General features: G+C 62.5%; 17 protein-coding genes and 1 pseudogene. All 18 read right to left on the reverse strand.

Annotated features, from left to right (window positions below; translation table 11 throughout):
* Positions 1 to 79 precede the first annotated feature (79 nt).
* The 18 genes and pseudogenes from purF to SJQ66_RS24800 all read right to left on the reverse strand — a co-directional run bounded on the left by purF (position 80) and on the right by SJQ66_RS24800 (position 19,183).
* Positions 80 to 1,663, reverse strand: coding sequence for an amidophosphoribosyltransferase (gene purF, locus SJQ66_RS24715; protein WP_024901365.1), 1,584 nt, complete (start codon positions 1,661 to 1,663; stop codon positions 80 to 82).
* 378 nt (positions 1,664 to 2,041) lie between these two features.
* Positions 2,042 to 2,536 (reverse strand): CvpA family protein, encoded by a 495-nt coding sequence (locus SJQ66_RS24720; protein ID WP_036006654.1) that lies wholly within the window; start codon positions 2,534 to 2,536, stop codon positions 2,042 to 2,044.
* A gap of 299 nt (positions 2,537 to 2,835) precedes the next feature.
* Positions 2,836 to 3,783 (reverse strand): SPOR domain-containing protein, encoded by a 948-nt coding sequence (locus SJQ66_RS24725; protein ID WP_320534665.1) that lies wholly within the window; start codon positions 3,781 to 3,783, stop codon positions 2,836 to 2,838.
* 71 nt (positions 3,784 to 3,854) lie between these two features.
* Positions 3,855 to 5,369: a bifunctional tetrahydrofolate synthase/dihydrofolate synthase gene (gene folC / locus SJQ66_RS24730; RefSeq protein WP_253464979.1), complete on the reverse strand. Its 1,515-nt coding sequence runs from the start codon at positions 5,367 to 5,369 to the stop codon at positions 3,855 to 3,857.
* A gap of 40 nt (positions 5,370 to 5,409) precedes the next feature.
* Positions 5,410 to 6,294 (reverse strand): acetyl-CoA carboxylase, carboxyltransferase subunit beta, encoded by an 885-nt coding sequence (gene accD, locus SJQ66_RS24735; protein ID WP_024901368.1) that lies wholly within the window; start codon positions 6,292 to 6,294, stop codon positions 5,410 to 5,412.
* 20 nt (positions 6,295 to 6,314) lie between these two features.
* Positions 6,315 to 7,112, reverse strand: a complete 798-nt coding sequence (gene trpA / locus SJQ66_RS24740) for a tryptophan synthase subunit alpha (RefSeq protein ID WP_036006662.1) — start codon at positions 7,110 to 7,112, stop codon at positions 6,315 to 6,317.
* 220 nt (positions 7,113 to 7,332) lie between these two features.
* A pseudogene (locus SJQ66_RS24745) lies at positions 7,333 to 8,073 on the reverse strand (DNA-methyltransferase); the annotation flags it as partial.
* A gap of 113 nt (positions 8,074 to 8,186) precedes the next feature.
* Positions 8,187 to 9,380: a tryptophan synthase subunit beta gene (gene trpB, locus SJQ66_RS24750; protein ID WP_024901370.1), complete on the reverse strand. Its 1,194-nt coding sequence runs from the start codon at positions 9,378 to 9,380 to the stop codon at positions 8,187 to 8,189.
* A 469-nt stretch (positions 9,381 to 9,849) separates the two neighbouring features.
* Positions 9,850 to 10,560, reverse strand: coding sequence for a phosphoribosylanthranilate isomerase (locus SJQ66_RS24755; protein WP_024901372.1), 711 nt, complete (start codon positions 10,558 to 10,560; stop codon positions 9,850 to 9,852).
* A complete protein-coding gene (gene truA, locus SJQ66_RS24760) occupies positions 10,542 to 11,354 on the reverse strand; it encodes a tRNA pseudouridine(38-40) synthase TruA (protein ID WP_162199052.1) in 813 nt (270 codons plus the stop codon). The genes SJQ66_RS24755 and truA overlap by 19 nt, the downstream gene beginning before the upstream one ends.
* Positions 11,351 to 11,767: a hypothetical protein gene (locus tag SJQ66_RS24765; RefSeq protein WP_157684890.1), complete on the reverse strand. Its 417-nt coding sequence runs from the start codon at positions 11,765 to 11,767 to the stop codon at positions 11,351 to 11,353. The genes truA and SJQ66_RS24765 overlap by 4 nt, the downstream gene beginning before the upstream one ends.
* 109 nt (positions 11,768 to 11,876) lie before the next feature.
* Positions 11,877 to 12,998 carry an aspartate-semialdehyde dehydrogenase gene (asd, locus tag SJQ66_RS24770; RefSeq protein WP_024901375.1) on the reverse strand — a complete coding sequence of 374 codons (1,122 nt, stop codon included), beginning with the start codon at positions 12,996 to 12,998 and terminating at the stop codon, positions 11,877 to 11,879.
* A gap of 35 nt (positions 12,999 to 13,033) precedes the next feature.
* Complete coding sequence (leuB, locus tag SJQ66_RS24775) at positions 13,034 to 14,107, reverse strand: 3-isopropylmalate dehydrogenase (protein WP_024901376.1); 1,074 nt, start codon at positions 14,105 to 14,107, stop codon at positions 13,034 to 13,036.
* Positions 14,108 to 14,182: 75 nt separating this feature from the next.
* Positions 14,183 to 14,833: a 3-isopropylmalate dehydratase small subunit gene (gene leuD, locus SJQ66_RS24780; RefSeq protein ID WP_024901377.1), complete on the reverse strand. Its 651-nt coding sequence runs from the start codon at positions 14,831 to 14,833 to the stop codon at positions 14,183 to 14,185.
* Positions 14,834 to 14,858: 25 nt separating this feature from the next.
* A complete protein-coding gene (leuC, locus tag SJQ66_RS24785; protein ID WP_024901378.1) occupies positions 14,859 to 16,268 on the reverse strand; it encodes a 3-isopropylmalate dehydratase large subunit in 1,410 nt (469 codons plus the stop codon).
* 383 nt (positions 16,269 to 16,651) lie between these two features.
* On the reverse strand, positions 16,652 to 17,959 hold the full coding sequence (gene gltA, locus SJQ66_RS24790; protein ID WP_024901379.1) for a citrate synthase: 1,308 nt from the start codon (positions 17,957 to 17,959) through the stop codon (positions 16,652 to 16,654).
* A 102-nt stretch (positions 17,960 to 18,061) separates the two neighbouring features.
* Entirely contained in the window at positions 18,062 to 18,346 is a 285-nt protein-coding gene (locus SJQ66_RS24795) for an FAD assembly factor SdhE (protein ID WP_036006692.1), read from the reverse strand.
* Positions 18,347 to 18,478: 132 nt separating this feature from the next.
* Positions 18,479 to 19,183 carry a succinate dehydrogenase iron-sulfur subunit gene (locus SJQ66_RS24800; protein ID WP_024901381.1) on the reverse strand — a complete coding sequence of 235 codons (705 nt, stop codon included), beginning with the start codon at positions 19,181 to 19,183 and terminating at the stop codon, positions 18,479 to 18,481.
* Between the last annotated feature and the right edge of the window lie 119 nt (positions 19,184 to 19,302).

The raw sequence follows: 19,302 nt of genomic DNA on the forward strand, positions 1-19,302 counted from the left end.
CCATGTTTTCCGATGTCCGTCCGTGGAAATGCGGCCTTGCGCAGGGCCACCAACAGCCCGCGCGCCGCCAACGTCCGGCTCAGTCGCCGGCCAGTTGCAGATGCAATTGCGAACGGCCCTGGCCGTCGTCATTACGCACCGTCGCATTGTGATCGCGGGAATAGCGACCCTCGGGGTCGTCGTTGTTGCGGTCCTGTTGCGCCGAAGGCGCCAGGCGGGCGCGCTCCAGTTCATCGAGATACTCCGGCGTGATATCGCCGGTGATATAGCATCCATCGAAACACGAGGCGTCGAAATTACGCAGCGCTGGATTGATATCCGCCACCGCTTGCTTCATGTCCTCGACGTCCTGATAAATCAGGCCATCGGCGCCGATCAATTGGGCCACTTCCTCATGCGTGCGGTCATGCGCAACCAGTTCACCGCGCGTTGGCATGTCGATACCGTAGACGTTCGGGAACTTCACGGGCGGTGCCGCCGATGCAAAGATCACCTTGTTCGCGCCGGCGTCGCGCGCCATCTGTACGATCTCGTGACTGGTGGTGCCGCGGACGATGGAATCGTCGACGATCAGTACGTTCTTGCCCTTGAACTCAACGCCCATCGCGTTCAGCTTCTGGCGTACGGACTTTTTCCGAACCGCCTGCCCCGGCATGATGAAGGTCCGGCCCACGTAGCGGTTCTTGAAGAAGCCTTCGCGGTACTCGACGCCCAGCTTATTGGCGACCTGCATCGCGGCCGGACGGCTCGAATCCGGAATCGGCATCACGACATCGATCAAGCCTGGCGGCAAGGTGCGCTTGATCTTGTCGGCAAGATAATCCCCCATGCGCAGACGTGCGTCATACACCGGCACGCCATCCAGCACCGAGTCCGGCCGTGCCAAATACACGTATTCGAAGATGCAGGGATTCAGGCTCGGGTTTTCCGCGCATTGCTGCGCGTGCAGTTGCCCGTCAAGATCGATGAAGACAGCCTCGCCCGGCGCAACGTCGCGCACAAACGTGAAACCGATGCCTTCCAGCGCCACGGACTCCGATGCCACCATCCATTCCACGCCGTCCGGACCATCGTTGCGGCCGAGGCATAACGGGCGGATACCATTCGGATCGCGGAACGCGAGCAGGCCAAAGCCTGCCACGAGCGCCACGATCGCATACGAACCACGCACGCGGCGATGCGTGCCGCTGACCGCGGTAAACAGCGCTTCCGGCTCCAGGGTGTAGCCATCGCTCGCCGTCTGCAACTCATGCGCGAACACGTTGAGCAACACTTCCGTATCGGAACTGGTATTGATATGACGACGGTCGATGCGATACAGCTCGTCCTTTAACTGCGTCGTGTTCGTCACATTGCCGTTGTGCGCGAGGATGATGCCGTACGGTGCATTCACGTAGAACGGCTGGGCTTCCTCCTCGCTGCTTGCCGAACCGGCCGTCGGGTAGCGCACTTGTCCGATCCCGGTCGTGCCCGGCAGGCTGCGCATGTTCCGCGTGCGGAACACGTCGCGTACCATGCCGTTGGCCTTGTGCATGTGAAACGTACGACCGTTGAGGGTGGCGATACCCGCGGCATCCTGACCGCGGTGCTGGAGCAGCAGCAAGCTGTCATAGATCAGCTGGTTGACCGGAGAATTCGACACTACGCCGACGATGCCGCACATGGCAGGAACCATCCATAAAATAAAAACCGACATACCGCATCCGCCGTGCACGCCGCCATCGGCGTCTCGTGGACGCCGCAACCGACGACACACCAGCGACTGTCCGATAACGACACTGCACGCCGGAATGCGGGACACATCCACTCAACCGGCCAGGGATGACGGGCACCGTTCTTCCGTCCCCCGTCGGTCGACTGCAACCTATTCGCGCTACCACCCACGCGCCACACGCTGGTGCGGCAGAGGCCGTAGCCGCGGCTTTACCTTTTCGGCTCGAAAGCCCTGGCGCGCGCCACCATAGCATTGTCCGGCGGGGGACGCCGGTATCCGAACCATCGCGCGGCTCGCCCCAACCCGCGACGACGCCCGAAGGAACGCCTATCGCGACAACAAGGCCTGCATCTGCACCGGCAGATGCGGCGCCACCGAGGCCACCACCTGTGCGACATAAGGCCGCAGCATCGCATGTCGCCAAAACGCCGTCTTCGGCAATTCGGTGAACTTTGCCCCTGCAAATAACAGTACGACGATCACCACGCCGCGCGCCAAACCAAACATCAGACCCAGGCCGCGATCCACGGAACGCAATCCACCGATTTCCGTCAAGCGGCTCAATAGCGCGCTGCCCACGGTGCTGATCACCAGTACCGCGGCGGCAATCACAATGAACCCCACGACCCACTGCGTCAATGCCCCGCCCGGCCAATTCGCCGGCACATACACGGCCACTTGGTCGGCAAAACGTGCGGCAACGATGAACGCCACCACCCAGCCGACCAATGCGAACAGCTCGCCCACCAGACCGCGCCATGCACCACGCAGCGCCGATAACAGGATCACGGCGATGACAACGTAATCGAATGCCGTCAACACCGTGCCAGGCATGTCCGGCGCCGCCATGTCGGCACCATCGGCACGCACCACGGCCGACGACGCGTAGGCGGGCGCGGCCACCCCCGAGGCGCCGTCGGACGCCGCCTGCGCCGATGACGCCGGGCGCATCAGTCGGCCGGCCCACGCTTGCGCCGCGTTCAATGAGTGGGTTACCGCGCCGGACATGGCATGTGTCGCATCGTCACCGGCCGCTCGTGCCACCTTTCCGACGTCATGCGCCAGATCGTGTGCGTCGTCGACCGTGCGCGATGCCGCCGCCTGGGTGTCGGGCATTGTCGTCAGCGTCCGTTACCGGCATCAGCCGTCTGCGTCAGACCCGCAAGCCGTACTTTCTGTACGGCGGCCTGTGCCGTGGTCCGATCCGCAAAGGGACCGGCGCGCAATTGCACGCGCATCACGCCGTCGCTCCCTTTATCGGTGTTGACGAAGGCAGGCACGCCGATCCGTTTCAATTTCTTCACCCATTCCTGGGCACTCGCCGTGCTTTCGAAACTGCCCAATTGCACGACGTAGCGCGCACCTGGTGTCGCGGGCGTAGGCGGCAAGGCAGCCACACGGGTCGCAAGATCATTGTCCGCGGCCGTGGTGGCAGCGCCACCCGCCGCCGTCGCATGGCCACCTGCCCGGCCCTTCGCCGTGCTATTATCGGTGGCACCGGAGGCGCTGTTGAAGACTTCCGCGAAACGTTGCTGCCCGCTGCCGGCAGCCGACTGGCTCGTCGACGTGACCGCACCGGCCTTGTCCGTGCCGCTCGCCGTGGCGGCGGCATGACGCGTGCCGTCGGTCCCTGCGTCGGCTGCCGCTTTTGCGCCCGCCACCACATCCTGATGCACCGCATCGGCACCACTATCGATCGCCGCATGCGTGCGGACAGGCGGCGTGCCACCTTGACCTTGTTCCGGAATGTCGATGGCGATATCACCCGTCGCCGGTTTCGGCGTGGCGTCCAGCACCATCGGTAAAATGATCACGGCGGCGAGTACCAACGCGATGGCCCCAACCAGTCTGCGGCGCGCGCGCTGCTTCTCGGGCAAGGTCGGATCGAGCATCGCCTCCTGGCCCACCCCGCGCGCGCGGCGAGACCGGCTCGCGACCCGTTCGCTCTCGGCGCCGCCCACGTCGAGCCCTGGTTCCATCCGGCGTGATCGGCTGCCGGACGCACGACTGCGCCCTTCGGTTCGACCCGACGATCCTGCCCGCTTGCTGCCGAACGAAAAAATGCCCATAAAACCCGGTTGAATCCTCGATTCCGGCAATGCGCCGACGCCTTGCGCAGTGACCGATACGCCCGCGCGCTTCAGTGCTGTTGCAGACGCCGATGTGCCAGTACACCCGCGACGGTCAGGAAAGACCCGAAGACGATAATTCTATCATTCTCCGTGACCCGGCTAGCGGCATCCTGATAGGCCAACGCGGGGGAGTGAAACGTCCGCACGGAACGCGCCTCGTCCGGCGTTGCTTTGACGCTACGCCCGATACCGCCCAGTGCCAGGCCACTCGCTGGCTGTCCAGCAGTCGCAGGCGCATCCGCGACCGTGTCCGGCGCGGTCGAACGCTGTGTTGCGGGGTTTTCGCCATCCATGCCGATCTGCTCGCGCACGATCGACGCCAGCGATTCCGCGCGCGCGGCGCGCGAAGTCGGCAGGTCGGTCAGGCACCAGTGGTCGATGTCGTTCTTGAGTGTCGCGACGATTTGCACGATGTCCTTGTCCTCCATCGCACCAAACACGGCATAGGTGAACGGGAAATAGCCCATGCTACCGAGGTTCTGCGCCAGCACCGCCGCGGCGTGCGGATTATGCGCGACATCGAGGATCACACTCGGACGACCCGGCAGGACCTGGAATCGACCGGGTAACTCGACGGTCGCCAACCCCATGCGTACATCCTGCGCCGTGACCGGAACCCGATCACGCAACGCCTCCAATGCGCCCAACGCCGCACAGGCGTTCAACAGCTGGTTCGCGCCACGCAGCGCCGGATAGGCCAATGCGCGATGACTGACCGAACGCCCCCGATACGACCACTGCTGCCGATCGCCCTCGATCGTCTGCAAGCGGAAATCCCGTCCGACCAGCCAGAGATCGGCGCCAAGTTGATCGCCATAGCGCAGCATGCTTTCCGGCGGCAGCGGATCGCCGATGATCGCCGGACGGCCGGCGCGGAAAATACCGGCCTTCTCCAGGCCGATCGCCTCGCGCGTGGTGCCCAGGAACTGAGTGTGGTCGATGTCGACACTGGTGATGACCGCGACATCCGCATCGATGATGTTCGTGCCATCCAGCCGGCCACCGAGGCCAACCTCCAAAATGACCGCATCCAGTCCGCGCGAGGCGAACAGATGCAGGATCGCCAACAAGGTGAATTCGAAATACGTCAGCGAAACCGGCTCGCGCAGACCGGCCCGCGCCTGCTCGACCGCCTGAAAGTGCGGCAGCAGTTCGGCATCGCTCGCTTGCTCGCCATTGATCCGCGCGCGTTCGTTGAACGTCAGCAGATGCGGCGAGGTGTGACAACCCACGCGATATCCGGCCGCCAGCAGGATCGCTTCCAGCATCGCGCAGGTCGAGCCCTTCCCGTTCGTCCCGCCAACCGTGATGACCGGACAGGCGAACCGCAGCCCCATCGCCTCACGCACGCGGCCGATCCGCCCCAGCCCCATGTCGATGCCTACCGGGTGCGCAGTTTCCAGCCAGCCTAGCCAGGCATCGAGCGTCGAGAAATCGCCTTGCGCGCCAGCAGGCACCACAGAGGCGGCGGCAACCGGCAAGGGCGCCGTGGGAGGAACAGGTGCGGTGGGATCGGACGTCATCGATTCGGAAGTGGGGTTTATCGCTTGTCGCGAAGCGGCGTCAGACGGGCGACGTCATGACCGGGTCCTGCATCGAGCGCCCCAGCAACGCGATCAAACGCGCGATTTCGTCGCGCATCTTGCGGCGATCGACGATCATGTCGATGGCGCCCTTCTGCAACAGGAACTCGGCACGCTGGAAGCCTTCCGGCAGCTTCTCACGTACTGTCTGCTCGATCACGCGCGGGCCCGCAAAACCGATCAACGCCTTGGGTTCGGCGATGACGACATCGCCCAGGAAGGCGAAACTGGCGGACACGCCGCCCATCGTCGGATCCGTCAGTACCGAAATGAATGGCAGCTTCTTCTCCGACAACTGGGTCAGCATCGCCGTCGTCTTCGCCATTTGCATCAGCGACAGCAAGCTTTCCTGCATCCGGGCGCCGCCGGATGCGGTCACGCAGATGAACGGCACGTTCTGCTCGAGCGCATTCTGCGCGCCACGGGCAAAGCGCTCGCCCACGACGGAGCCCATCGAGCCCCCCATGAACGCAAATTCGAACGCGGCCACCACGACTGGCAGCGTATGAATCGCACCGCCCATCACGACCATCGCATCGGTTTCGCCGGTGTCGTCCATCGCATCCTTGATGCGATCCGGATACTTCTTGCTGTCCTTGAACTTCAACGCGTCGATCGGCACCACTTCATTGCCGATTTCGTAACGGCCTTCCGCGTCCAACAGCGAATCGAGCCGTGCCCGCGCGCCTATGCGCATGTGGTGCGTGCATTTCGGACAGACATAGAGGTTCGCATCAACGTCATTACGATACAGCACGGCCTCGCAAGAGGGGCACTTGATCCACAGCCCTTCCGGGATACCCCGGCGCGCGGCGCGATTCGATTGTTGAATCTTCGGGGGCAGCAGTTTGTCGAGCCAGCTCATCAGGCGCTCCTATCAATCTCTCAAGCGTCGATCGCACGACGGATGTCGGCGATGAAACGGGTCAGCTCAGCGACGGCGTCGGTCGGCGCGGCCTGTTCGAGCAGCTGGACGATCCGGCTGCCGATCACGACCGCGTCCGAAACCTGCGCAACGGCACGCGCCGTCTCGGCATCGCGGATACCAAAACCAACACCCACCGGCACCGATACCCGCTCGCGAATGGTCGGCATTCTACCTGCGATCGCGGCCACGTCCAGATTTCCAGCCCCCGTGACGCCTTTCAACGACACGTAATAGACATAGCCGCTGGCGATCTTGCCCACCGCCTCGATGCGCTCGGTGGTCGACGTGGGGGCCAGCAAGAAAATGGGATCGAGACCGACCTCACGCAGTGTCGATGTGAATTCGCCCGCTTCCTCGGGCGTGTAATCCACCACCAGCACCCCGTCCACGCCTGCCTCGGCAGCCGCGCGGGCGAACGTCGCCAGCCCCATGCGCTCGATTGGATTCGCATAGCCCATCAGGACAACCGGTGTCTCGTCGTCGCGCCCCCGGAACGTGCGGACATTATCCAGCACGTCACGCAGACGCACGCCCCGGGCCAGCGCCCGCTCGGAGGAACGCTGGATCACCGGGCCGTCGGCCATCGGGTCCGAGAACGGTACGCCGAGTTCGATGACATCGGCGCCACCCTCGGCCAGCGCGTGCATGAATTCGACGGTCCGCGCGGGATCGGGGTCGCCCGCCGTCATGAACGGGATCAACCCCTTGCGACCGGCCGCGGTCAGCACCGCAAAACGTTTTTCAATACGAGACATGTGTATGGTTCTCTTCGGAAGGCGTGTCCGGCCCGTTGTTCACGCGCGCGACATGCGTTATATCCCGCTCCGTGGCATCGGCGGTCGTCGCGACTGCCGGCGCCGCGCCCTCATCGGTTTCAGTCATCAAGCCGTTGGTCGACACAGGGTTGCCTTGCGCGGCCATGACGCTCTGGCGCATCGGTGTCAGCATCACGTCGCTGTCCGGTGCATGTTGCACCGCGCGCAAGGCATGCAACCGTGCGCGCGCCACGTCGCAATATGCTGTATTGATCTCGTACCCCAGAAAATGCCGGTCTTGACGTGCACATGCGACCGCCGTGGTGCCACTGCCCATGAACGGGTCCAATACGGTCCCACCCGGTGGACAACTTGCCAGCACCATCCGCTCGATGATTTCGAGCGGCTTTTGCGTCGGATGCGCCACCCGCTCGGCATGTTGCCGATGCAGTCGCGACACCGACCAGACATCTTTGGGGTTATAGCCCATCTCCAACCATCGGCTACCGGCAAACTGCTTGCGCGTACGGGCCTTTTTCGTCGCCGCGTCATAGGGAATACGGACCGGGTCGAGGTCGAAATAATACTGCTTGCCCCGGACAAACAGGCCGATGTTGTCGTGTACCGAACTGAAACGCCGCGTTGAACCGCCCATGCTGGGAACACGCCGGTCCCAGATGATCTCATTGGCCATCGTCATCCGCCGCTTCAGGAAACTGAAGATTTCCGGCGCGAATTGCCAACTGCAGAAGATGTAGAGGGAGCCGGTAGGCTTGAGCAATGGGATGGTCCGTTCGAGCCAGTGCTCGGTCCATTCCAGATGCGCATCCGCGTCCAGCTTGTCCGAATCGTTGCCGTAGTCCTTGCCGAGCCCGTACGGCGGATCGGCGATCACCAGGTCGATCGACCCCGGTGCGATATTGTCTAGCGCCGTGCAGTAATCGAGATTCTCGATGACGATCGACGAACTCGGGCGCACCGGGGCAGGCGACACGGCGTCCGCAGCCAGGGCCGTGCCACCGGACTCGCCGGCGGCGCCGGTCCCGGCCGGCTTCAGGAAAAGCGACGTGCCCACTATAGGACCAAGCCCCCGCGTTCGGCCACCGTGTGCATGTCCTTGTCGCCCCTGCCTGACAAGTTGACGAGCAGCAGCTTGTCCTTCGGCAGCGCCGGTGCGATCTTCACCGCGTGCGCAATGGCATGACTCGACTCAAGCGCCGGAATAATGCCCTCGATGCGGCAGCAATCATGAAAGGCGCGTAGCGCTTCGTCATCGGTGATCGTCACGTACTTCGCGCGGCCCAGATCGTGCAACCAGGCGTGCTCGGGCCCCACGCCCGGATAGTCGAGGCCGGCCGAAACGGAATGGGTCTCGATGATCTGGCCATCGCCGTCCTGCAATAGATAGGTGCGATTGCCGTGCAACACGCCCGGCGTGCCGCCCGTGATCGAGGCAGAGTGACGCCCCGTGTCCAGTCCGTCACCGGCCGCTTCCACACCGATCAATTCGACGTCAGGGTGATCGATATATGGATAGAAGATCCCCATGGCATTCGAACCACCGCCGACACAGGCAATGACACTATGCGGCTGACGCCCGGTCATCTCCGGCATTTGCACCTTGCATTCGTCGCCGATCACGCGCTGGAAGTCGCGCACCATCATCGGATAGGGGTGCGGGCCCGCCACTGTGCCGATGATATAGAACGTATCTTCGATGTTGGAGACCCAATCCCGCATGGCCTCGTTCAACGCGTCCTTTAACGTGCGCGAGCCCGACTCCACCGGCACGACCGTCGCGCCCAGCAGCTTCATCCGATACACGTTGGCCGCCTGGCGCCGCACGTCCTCGGCACCCATGTAGACAACGCACTCCATGCCGAACCGCGCGGCAATGGTCGCCGTGGCCACGCCATGCTGCCCCGCCCCGGTTTCGGCAATGACGCGCGGCTTGCCCATCCGGCGCGCCAGCAAGGCTTGGCCGATCACGTTGTTGACCTTGTGCGCGCCGGTGTGGTTAAGGTCCTCACGCTTGAAAAAGAGCTGCGCGCCTCCCAGCTCACGGCTCCACCGCTGTGCGTGGTAGATCGGTGACGGCCGGCCGACGTAGTGCTTCAGTTCGTAGGCATATTCCGCAAGAAAGGCGGGGTCTTGGCGATACTTGTCGTACTGCTGCTTCAGCGCTTCGAGCGCATGCACCAGTGTTTCAGCGACAAAGGTGCCGCCATAAGTGCCGAAATGGCCATTGATATCGGGAAAATCGTACATTTTCTATCCTGTGGCACCGGCAAGCGCCGGACACCTCGAAGCAATTCGCTCTGGGTCGGACCGTCATGCGCTAGCGCGACGACGGTCAAGGAGACAAAGGCACCCGCCCGCCGTCGCGGTCGTAGCGGACGGGCGCGGGTGGCCGACGGTCAGCGCCGCTTGGCGCGCCCGATCCACCATCCAAATCGTCCCGATGCCCGCAATCTCTGAGAATGCATAGCCCGTCCAAGGAAATGCGTCATTCGTGCCCGGCCGCGCGTGTCGAAACCATCGCGGAGCGATAAGCCAGCCGTCATCAGCCTGCGTCCGATCGCGCCTTCGCCACCTGTCGGCACCGCTCATGCGCGGTCTTACGCCACAAGCGCGTCATTTTAGCAAATTGCCAAAAGGTTACCGCATTCGCGTCAGGAACAGACCATCCGACCAAGTGATTCGTCTCATGGGCCGACCCTTCCGCAACGCTTTTGTCTCAGCCATCGGCCGCACGTACCGCAGCAACGAACGCACGCATCCGTGCCGCCTCCTTGACACCCTTTACGGCAGCGGAACCCACCCCCTCTGTGCCACTCGACACGTCGACGGCAAACGGGCGAACCCGGCGCACCGCCGCCGCGACGTTCTCCGGATGCAGTCCCCCGCCCAGGACGGCCCGATGCCCGAGGGCCGGCGCAATCACCGACCAATCGAAAACATGGCCGCCCCCGCCATACCCGTCGACCAGCGCGTCGAGCATCAGCCCCCGTGCACCCGCATAGGACGCCGCGAGCGCATCAAGTTCGGCCGGGGACAACGTCGGTGCCACGCGTATCGCGCGGAGCCAGGGAAGCCCGGCAGCAGCAGCCAGATGCCGACACTGCTCCGGCGTTTCATCACCATGGAACTGCAGCAGTTGAATGCCTGTTTCCCGCGCCACGCACACCACGTCCGCTTCGTCGGCGTTGACGAAGAGCCCGACCGCCGTAATGAAAGGCGGCAGGCGACGGGTCAAGGCGGCAGCCTGGGTGACGCTGACCGCGCGCGGGCTTTTCGGGTAAAACACCATGCCGATGGCATCGACGCCCAACGCCACCGCCAGGTCGACGTCCTGCTCGCGGGTCATGCCGCAGAACTTGATGCGCGTTCGGTGCGCCGACGCATCCCGTGGGTCACCCGCCGTATTGTTCAATCCGGCCATCGCCATGCTCCCGGCCGCGCCGCCACACTCGGCGCAGGCATTTCGAATTCCGCAGGATAACCGACACGCGTCAGATACAGGCCATCGGGCATGAAAGTCGGCGCCGCGCATTGGCGATTACGCACCACGAGCAGTTCGTCGACCCATTCGGGGGCGTAGCGGCCGCGACCGATGGCCACCAGGCTGCCGACCAGATTGCGCACCATATGATGCAAGAAGGCGGAGGCGGTAAAGCGAAAGTGGATGAAATCACCGTGCTGGACGACGTCGGCCTGTTTCATCGTCTTGATCGGCGACTTGGCCTGGCATTCCGACGAACGGAAAGACGAAAAATCGTGCTCGCCCAGAAGCCGTGTCGCGGCGGCGCGCATGGCCGCCACATCCAGTGGCGTATGCACCCAGCCCACACGCCCGGCGAGCAATGTCGGTTTCACCGCATGCTGGAAAATCACGTAGTCATAGCTGCGTTCAAATGCCGAAAATCGCGCATTGAACGTCTCGGGAACGGGCTTGGCCCATTGGATGGCCACGCCCGGTGGCAGATGCGCGTTGACCCCTCGGACCCAGGAAAAATCACTGCGCCGGGCGGCCGAATCGAAGTGGATCACCTGATTCAGCGCATGCACGCCGGTATCGGTACGACCGGCCGTGGTTACCTTGACCGGCGCCTGTGTAAAGGTCGACAACGCGGCTTCCACGGCCCCCTGGACCGTTTCCCGATTCGGCTGCGACTGCCAACCATGAAACCGCGAACCGTCGTATTCGACGCCAGCCGCGATACGAACCAGAGCCGTATTCATCGCCGACGGTCCGGGCGCAGCGGGTCATGCGCGGGCTCGGCATCGCCAAGGTCCAGCGCATCGTCCAAATTGAGGTCCAAGGCAAGAATATCGGCGGGCAAGCCACGCGGCAAGGCGCGTGCCACTGGCTTTGCCTCGTTCCCCGCGCCCTGACCGGCCGGCGTGCGACCTGTGTCATCGGCCTCGAGCCCGTCCGTCTCGGTTTCGTCGATGGCATGATGGCGCGCCGACGGCCCGTGTGATGACGGTATCGTAGGTGCGGGAATGAGCGGGACGACTGCGGTTGGTACGGCCACCACCCCTGCCGCAGCCTCTTCAACGGCAGGCGCCGCGCCCTGTCCGACAGGCCGGTCCCGCTTCTGGGCACCGGAATAGCCGTCCGGCGTGTGTCGATGAACGGCAGCAGCCGTCATCAACCGTTCGCTGACCAAACGCTTGCGCGCCAACGCAGCGGCCGATTCTGGCGAGTCGTCCGATTTCGTCCGGCCCGCGCGACCCTTCCACCAACCGAAGCGAACCAGGTCAGGCCTCCAGCAGGATGCGCAGCATCCGACGCAGTGGCTCGGCGGCACCCCACAACAATTGGTCGCCTACCGTGAACGCCGACAGGTAGTCGTCGCCCATCGCCATTTTCTTAAGGCGCCCCACCGGTACATCGAGCGTTCCGGTCACCACGGCGGGCGACAGGTCGCGCATCGACGCCTCGCGGGTATTCGGCACCACCCGCACCCAATCGTTGGCTTGCGCCATCAGGCCCTCGATGTCCGACAAGGGCACATTCTTCTTCAGCTTGATCGTCAGTGCCTGCGAATGGCAGCGCATGGCGCCGATGCGTACACACAATCCGTCGACCGGGATCGAACCCGCCTGTCCGGCAATCTTGCCGAGAATCTTGTTGGTTTCGGCCGGCCCCTTCCATTCTTCCTTCGACTGGCCGTTCCCCAGATCCTTGTCGATCCAGGGGATCAATGATCCGGCCAGCGGCACGCCAAATTGCGCGATGGGCATGTCCGGACCATTCATCGTCTCGGCAACCTTGCGATCGATATCGAGGATCGCGGATGCCGGATCGGCGAGCGCCGGCGCGACGGCCTGCTGCAACGTCCCCATCTGCGACAGCAGTTCGCGCATGTTCTGCGCGCCCGCGCCGGACGCCGCCTGGTACGTCATGGCACTGATCCACTCGACCAGGTCATGCTGGAACAGGCCGCCGAGCGCCATCATCATCAGGCTGACGGTGCAGTTGCCGCCGATGTAGTCGCGAATGCCGTCCCGCAGCCCCTGGTCGATCACCGAACGGTTGACCGGATCCAGGATGATGATGGCATCTTCCTTCATCCGCAGCGTGGAGGCGGCGTCGATCCAATAGCCCTTCCACCCGGCTGCACGCAGCTTTGGATAGACCTCGGTCGTGTAATCGCCACCCTGGGACGTGATGATGATGTCGCAACGTTTCAGGTCGTCGATCGACGTCGCGTCTTTCAGGCGTGTCTCGTTCTTGGCGAACGTCGGCGCGGCACCGCCCGCATTGCTGGTGCTGAAAAACACCGGTTCGATCAGCGCGAAGTCGCCTTCCGTCTGCATCCGCTGCATCAGGACCGACCCCACCATTCCCCGCCAACCTACGAGACCTACCGTCTTCATCGCGTCACCCACTCGTCACAGTACCGCCGCACGCCCTATGCGCGCAGCGCCTTCACCACCGCGTCACCCATCTGCGCGGTACTTACCTTCTCCGTGCCAGCCGCCCAGATGTCGGCCGTGCGCAAGCCATCACGCAGCACCTGCTTGACCGCATCCTCGATGCGATCGGCCTGCTCGGCAAGACCCAGCGTGAAGCGCAGCATCATCGCCGCCGAGAGGATCGTCGCCAATGGATTGGCCACGCCCTTGCCCGCGATATCCGGCGCCGAACCGTGCGACGGCTCATATAAGCCCTTGTTGGCCTTGTCCAGCGACGCCGACGGCAGCATCCCAATCGATCCGGTCAGCATCGACGCCTGATCCGACAGAATGTCGCCAAACATATTGCCCGTCACCACCACATCAAAGGCCTTCGGCGCGCGCACCAGCTGCATTGCCGCGTTGTCTACGTACATGTGCGACAGTGCAACATCGGCATACTGCTTCGATACGTCGGTCATCACGTCGCGCCACAATTGCGACGTTTCCAGCACGTTCGACTTGTCGACACTGCACAGCTTCTTGTCACGCTTAGACGCCGCCTGGAACGCCACATGCGCGATCCGTTCGATTTCCGGCACGCTATAGCGCATGGTATCGAAGCCTTCGAGCGCGCCCGGGAACAGACCATCGCTCGCCTGGCGACGCCCTCGCGGCTGACCGAAATAGATGTCGCCATTCAATTCGCGAATGATCAGGATATCAAGACCCGCAACCACTTCCGGTTTCAGCGTGGACGCACTCGCCAATTCCGGATACAAGATCGCTGGCCGGAAGTTCGCGAACAATTGCAGTTCCTTGCGCAAGCCGAGAATGGCTTGTTCGGGACGCAACGGACGGTCCAGCTTGTCGTATTTCCAATCTCCCACGGCGCCGAACAGAATCGCATCGGCAGCCTTCGCCAGGGACAGCGTGGCTTCCGGCAGCGGATGCCCGCTCGCCTCGTAGCCCGCACCGCCAACTGGTGCGCTTTCCAATTCGAAACGCTCATCGAGCGCGTTCAAAACCTTGGTCGCCTCGGCAATGATCTCCGGCCCGATGCCATCACCGGGCAATATCGCAATCTTCATCTCTATCTCTCTACGAAAAGCACGGCGCGGGCAAGACGGATCTCTGGCCGCCGCGGCACGCGGCGCGGCAGGTTCCTACAGTACGCGCTTGCCCAGCCAGGGTTGACGCAACAGGCGCTCCGCCTCGAACTTTCGGATCGCATCCGCGTGCTGCAACGTCAGACCGATATCGTCAAAGCCATTCAACATGCAATAACGGCGAAACGACGAGATCTCGAACGGATAGGCAACGCTGCCATCCTCTGTACGCACTTGCTGCGCGTCAAGATCGATCACCAGCTTGAATCCGACGAAAGCGGCCGTGTCCTGGAACAACCTATCCACCTGCTGTTCAGTCAGGACGACAGGCAACAGCCCGTTCTTGAACGAGTTGTTGAAGAAGATATCGGCGAAGCTCGGCGCGATCACCGCGCGAAAACCATATTGCGTCAAGGCCCACGGCGCGTGCTCACGCGAGCTACCGCAACCGAAGTTTTCGCGCGCCAGCAACACCGTTGCCCCTTTGTAACGCGATTGGTTCAGCGCGAAATCGGGATTCAACGGCCGCGTCGAGCAATCCTGCCCTGGCTCGCCATGATCGAGGTAACGCCACTCGTCAAACAAGTTCTGACCAAAACCGGTCCGCTTGATCGACTTCAGGAACTGCTTCGGGATGATCGCGTCGGTGTCCACGTTCGCACGATCGAGCGGCGCGACCAAGCCGCTATGGACGGTAAATTTTTCCATCTGTATTCGCTTCCCGCTGATCCAGTTAGGCCATCTTCCGCACGTCGACGAAGTGCCCTTCGATCGCCGCCGCGGCCGCCATGGCCGGGCTCAGCAAATGCGTCCGACCACCCGCGCCTTGCCGGCCTTCGAAATTCCGATTCGACGTGGACGCGCAACGCTCACCCTGTTCGAGCCGGTCCGCGTTCATTGCCAGACACATCGAACAACCGGGATCACGCCATTCGAAACCGGCATCGATGAACACGCGGTCCAACCCTTCACGCTCAGCCTGCGCCTTGACCAAGCCCGAGCCCGGGACGACCAAGGCCTGCCGCACCGTTGGCGCCACCTTGCGATTCAGCCGCTTCACGACATAAGCCGCGGCGCGCAGGTCTTCGATCCGCGCATTGGTGCAGGAACCGATAAAGACCTTGTCGATGTTGACCGACTCCATCGGCGTGTTAGGCGTCAAGCCCATGTACTTCAAAGCGCGCTCGACGGCATCGCGCTTGACCGGATCCTTGATCTGATCCGGATCCGGCACGCGACCGTCGATCGGCAACACCATCTCCGGCGACGTGCCCCACGTTACTTGCGGCACGATATCGGCCGAGGACAACTCGACAACCCGATCAAACGTCGCATCGGCGTCCGACACCAGCGTGCGCCAGTAGCGCTCAGCCGATGGGAATTCCGCGTCAGTGGGTGCGAACGGGCGGCCGCGCACGTAATCGATCGTCGTATCGTCGACGGCGACCATGCCGGCACGCGCGCCCGCCTCGATGGCCATGTTACAGACCGTCATCCGGCCTTCCATCGACAGTGCACGGATCGTCGAGCCGCCGAATTCGATCGCATAGCCGGTACCACCGGCAGTGCCGATCTTGCCAATAATCGCGAGCACGACGTCCTTCGCGCTACACCCGCGCGGCAATGGACCCTCCACCCGCACCAGCATGTTCTTGCTCTTCTTCTGCAACAACGTCTGCGTGGCGAGCACGTGCTCGACCTCGGACGTGCCGATGCCGAACGCCAGCGCACCGAACGCGCCATGCGTGGACGTGTGCGAATCTCCGCAGACCACCGTCATGCCCGGCAACGTCGCACCTTGTTCCGGCCCGATGATGTGAACGATTCCCTGGCGCAGGTCATTCATCTTGAACTGCGTGATACCGCTCGCGTCGCAATTCGCATCTAGGGTATCGATCTGCAGTTTCGAAATCGGATCGGTGATGCCGTCCTTGCGCCCCAGCGTCGGCACGTTGTGATCCGACGTGGCGAGATTGGCACTCAAGCGCCATACCGGACGATTTGCCAGCTTTAGCCCTTCGAACGCCTGCGGACTCGTCACTTCGTGTAAAAGTTGACGGTCGATATACAGCGTCGCCGTTCCGTCCTCTTCTGTGCGAACTACATGCGCGTCCCACAGCTTGTCGTACAGAGTTTGAGCCATCTTGTTTCTATCTCGAAACTGCCGGCCGTCGCCGGCGCGGACACCCCGGCGTCCAAACCGCACGGGTAAAATCCGCACGGATCGCCGCTGCCGGGCATTTTTACTGCATATTGGGGGTTGTATTGCGCATTATGCCATAGTACACAGTGCCCACGGCGCAATTCCCCCCCTGGAAAACGAGGGAAAACATCTTCTTTCGGATAGGGCTGGGTACGACTTTCAACAAGCTTTCCAAGATGTGAAACCTCGTCGATGACGCCTTTCCGGACTCGTACCCGAGCCCCGTCGTGCAATTCCCAAAAAAAAGCGGCCCATCAGGGCCGCTTCGCCAACGCGCCAAGTCGGTCCAAGCACCGCGAACCGCGCGGCGCTTGGCGCTACAATCAACGCTTTGTGATCTCCGGTGCCGGACGCACGGATTCCCCCACATACAACTGACGCGGACGACCGATCTTCTGGTCCTTGTCAGCGATCATCTCATTCCACTGCGCAATCCAGCCGACGGTACGCGCCATTGCGAAGATGCAGGTGAACATCGATGTCGGAATACCGAGCGCGCGCTGGACGATACCCGAGTAGAAGTCGACGTTCGGATAGAGCTTGCGCGATACGAAGTATTCGTCTTCGAGCGCGATCTTTTCCAGTTCCATCGCCAGTTTGAACAACGGGTCATCGTGAAGGCCAAGCTCTTCGAGCACTTCGTGGCAGGTCTCGCGCATCAGTTTCGCACGCGGGTCGTAGTTCTTGTACACCCGGTGACCGAAGCCCATCAGCTTCACGCCCGAATTCTTGTCCTTGACCTGCTTGATGAATTCCGGAATGTTCTCGACCGAGCCGATTTCTTCCAGCATGGTCAACGCCGCTTCGTTCGCACCACCGTGCGCCGGACCCCACAGACAGGCGATACCTGCAGCGATACACGCAAACGGATTCGCGCCCGACGAACCGGCCAGCCGCACCGTCGACGTCGACGCATTCTGCTCGTGGTCCGCATGCAGGATCAAAATACGGTCGAGCGCACGTACCAGCACGTCGTTGACTTGATACTCTTCACACGGATTGGCGAACATCATCCGCATGAAATTTGCCGAATACGACAGGTCATTCTGCGGATACACAAACGGTTGGCCGATCGAGTACTTGTACGCCATGGCGACCAACGTCGGCAGCTTGGCGATCAGGCGGATGGCCGAGACTTCACGGTGTTGCGGATTCGTGATGTCGAGCGAGTCATGGTAGAACGCGGACAACGCACCGACCGAACCGGTCAGCACGGCCATCGGGTGCGCATCACGACGGAAGCCACGGAAGAAGAATTGCATCTGTTCATGCACCAGCGTGTGCTTGGTCACCGTGTCGACGAACTCGTCCTTCTGCGCCACGTTCGGCAATTCCCCTTTCAACAGCAGGTAGCAGGTCTCGAGAAAATCCGCGTTTTGCGCCAGATCATCGATCTTGATGCCGCGATAAAGCAGTTCACCCTTATCGCCGTCGATATAGGTGATTTCCGAATTACAGGACGCGGTGGACATGAACCCCGGGTCGTACGTGAACTTGCCGGTCTGGCCGTACAACTTACGGATATCGATGACGTCTGGACCAAGCGTACCCTTATAGATCGGCAGCTCTACGCTTGGCGAGTCGTCGGAAAACGATAGCGTGGCTTTTACGTCTGACGTGGTCGGTGTCATATGTCTCTTCCTGTAATCGAATTGAATTAATCGAGCGCGGCCGCGCGATCCACTTCTGATCACGCCCGCGTTCACCGTCTTGTCAGGGCGGGGCCGCGGCGATCACGCTTCCCGCAGCCGCCCCAGCAGCCCTGTCACTTCGGGCAAAGCCAACTCGCCGTCCGGCTCACGCCGGCCCAGCAACAGATCCATCAGGTCGTTGTCGGTCAGGTCCAGCAAGCGCGTCAGCCCGGCCACGTCCTGATCACTCAACGTATGCTCATATCGGTCAAAGAAACGTTGCAGAAACAGATCGTTTTCCAGCAGGCCCCGTCGCGCGCGCCAACGCAGCCGTGCACGCCGTAACGGATCCGCCTGATGCGCGTGATCGTCCTGATACTCTGACACGGCTCCCGCCTCCGGCGCACGCTGCCATGCAGGCGAGCCCGCGGCCGGCACTGTCGCCAGCGTCGCCTCCGATGTGGACCCGGTGCCGGCGCCGGCTTCGAAAGTGGAAACCATGTCTGACTCCTTTCTCACTTATACCGCGCGGCGGAACATCAGTTCCTTGATCTTGCCGATTGCCTGCGTCGGGTTCAGACCCTTCGGGCAGACGTCCAGGCAGTTCATGATCGTATGGCAACGGAACAGGCGGTACGGATCTTCCAGGTTGTCCAGGCGCTCGCCGGTTGCCTGATCGCGGCTGTCGGCAATAAAGCGATAGGCCTGCAACAGCCCGGCCGGGCCGACGAACTTGTCCGGATTCCACCAGAAACTCGGGCATGCCGTGGAGCAGCACGAGCACAGGATGCATTCGTACAGGCCATCCAGTTCATCGCGTTCTTCCGGCGTCTGCAGGCGTTCCTTTTCCGGCGGCGGCGTATCGTTGATCAGATACGGCTTGATCGAGTGATACTGGTTGAAGAACAGGGTCATATCGACGATCAAGTCACGGATGACCGGCAAGCCCGGCAACGGGCGCAGCACGATCTTTTCCGGCAGATCGTTCATGTTCGTCAAGCAGGCCAGGCCGTTCTTGCCGTTGATGTTCATCGCATCGGAACCGCAGACGCCTTCACGGCACGAACGGCGGAAACCGATCGTCTCATCAACGGCCTTCAGCTTGACCAGCGCGTCGAGCAGCATGCGGTCGCCCGAACCGATTTCGATTTCGTAGCGTTGCATCCGCGGCGCCGCGTCCTGGTCCGGATCGTAGCGATACACCTCAAAGATTCGTTTGCTCATCTCGTTTTCCTCTGCTGCCTCCGGGTGGGGTCCGTGGCAAGAACAGGTTCCCTGCATTTCAGAACGGGGGCCGCGCCGGCGCACCCGCCTGTCTCGCGCGCGGGAAACCGTTGCTCCCG

The organism is Robbsia andropogonis (genome assembly GCF_034047095.1).
Lineage (GTDB): Bacteria > Pseudomonadota > Gammaproteobacteria > Burkholderiales > Burkholderiaceae > Robbsia > Robbsia andropogonis.

Coding starts and splice junctions, on each gene's coding strand:
- purF (WP_024901365.1), bottom strand. CDS start 1,663: ATGTGCGGCATCGTCGGCGTAGTGTCGAATTCTCCGGTCAACCAGCTG.
- SJQ66_RS24725 (WP_320534665.1), bottom strand. CDS start 3,783: ATGGGCATTTTTTCGTTCGGCAGCAAGCGGGCAGGATCGTCGGGTCGA.
- folC (WP_253464979.1), bottom strand. CDS start 5,369: ATGACGTCCGATCCCACCGCACCTGTTCCTCCCACGGCGCCCTTGCCG.
- accD (WP_024901368.1), bottom strand. CDS start 6,294: ATGAGCTGGCTCGACAAACTGCTGCCCCCGAAGATTCAACAATCGAAT.
- trpA (WP_036006662.1), bottom strand. CDS start 7,112: ATGTCTCGTATTGAAAAACGTTTTGCGGTGCTGACCGCGGCCGGTCGC.
- trpB (WP_024901370.1), bottom strand. CDS start 9,380: ATGTACGATTTTCCCGATATCAATGGCCATTTCGGCACTTATGGCGGC.
- SJQ66_RS24755 (WP_024901372.1), bottom strand. CDS start 10,560: ATGGCGATGGCCGGATTGAACAATACGGCGGGTGACCCACGGGATGCG.
- truA (WP_162199052.1), bottom strand. CDS start 11,354: ATGAATACGGCTCTGGTTCGTATCGCGGCTGGCGTCGAATACGACGGT.
- SJQ66_RS24765 (WP_157684890.1), bottom strand. CDS start 11,767: ATGACGGCTGCTGCCGTTCATCGACACACGCCGGACGGCTATTCCGGT.
- asd (WP_024901375.1), bottom strand. CDS start 12,998: ATGAAGACGGTAGGTCTCGTAGGTTGGCGGGGAATGGTGGGGTCGGTC.
- leuB (WP_024901376.1), bottom strand. CDS start 14,107: ATGAAGATTGCGATATTGCCCGGTGATGGCATCGGGCCGGAGATCATT.
- leuD (WP_024901377.1), bottom strand. CDS start 14,833: ATGGAAAAATTTACCGTCCATAGCGGCTTGGTCGCGCCGCTCGATCGT.
- leuC (WP_024901378.1), bottom strand. CDS start 16,268: ATGGCTCAAACTCTGTACGACAAGCTGTGGGACGCGCATGTAGTTCGC.
- gltA (WP_024901379.1), bottom strand. CDS start 17,959: ATGACACCGACCACGTCAGACGTAAAAGCCACGCTATCGTTTTCCGAC.
- SJQ66_RS24800 (WP_024901381.1), bottom strand. CDS start 19,183: ATGAGCAAACGAATCTTTGAGGTGTATCGCTACGATCCGGACCAGGAC.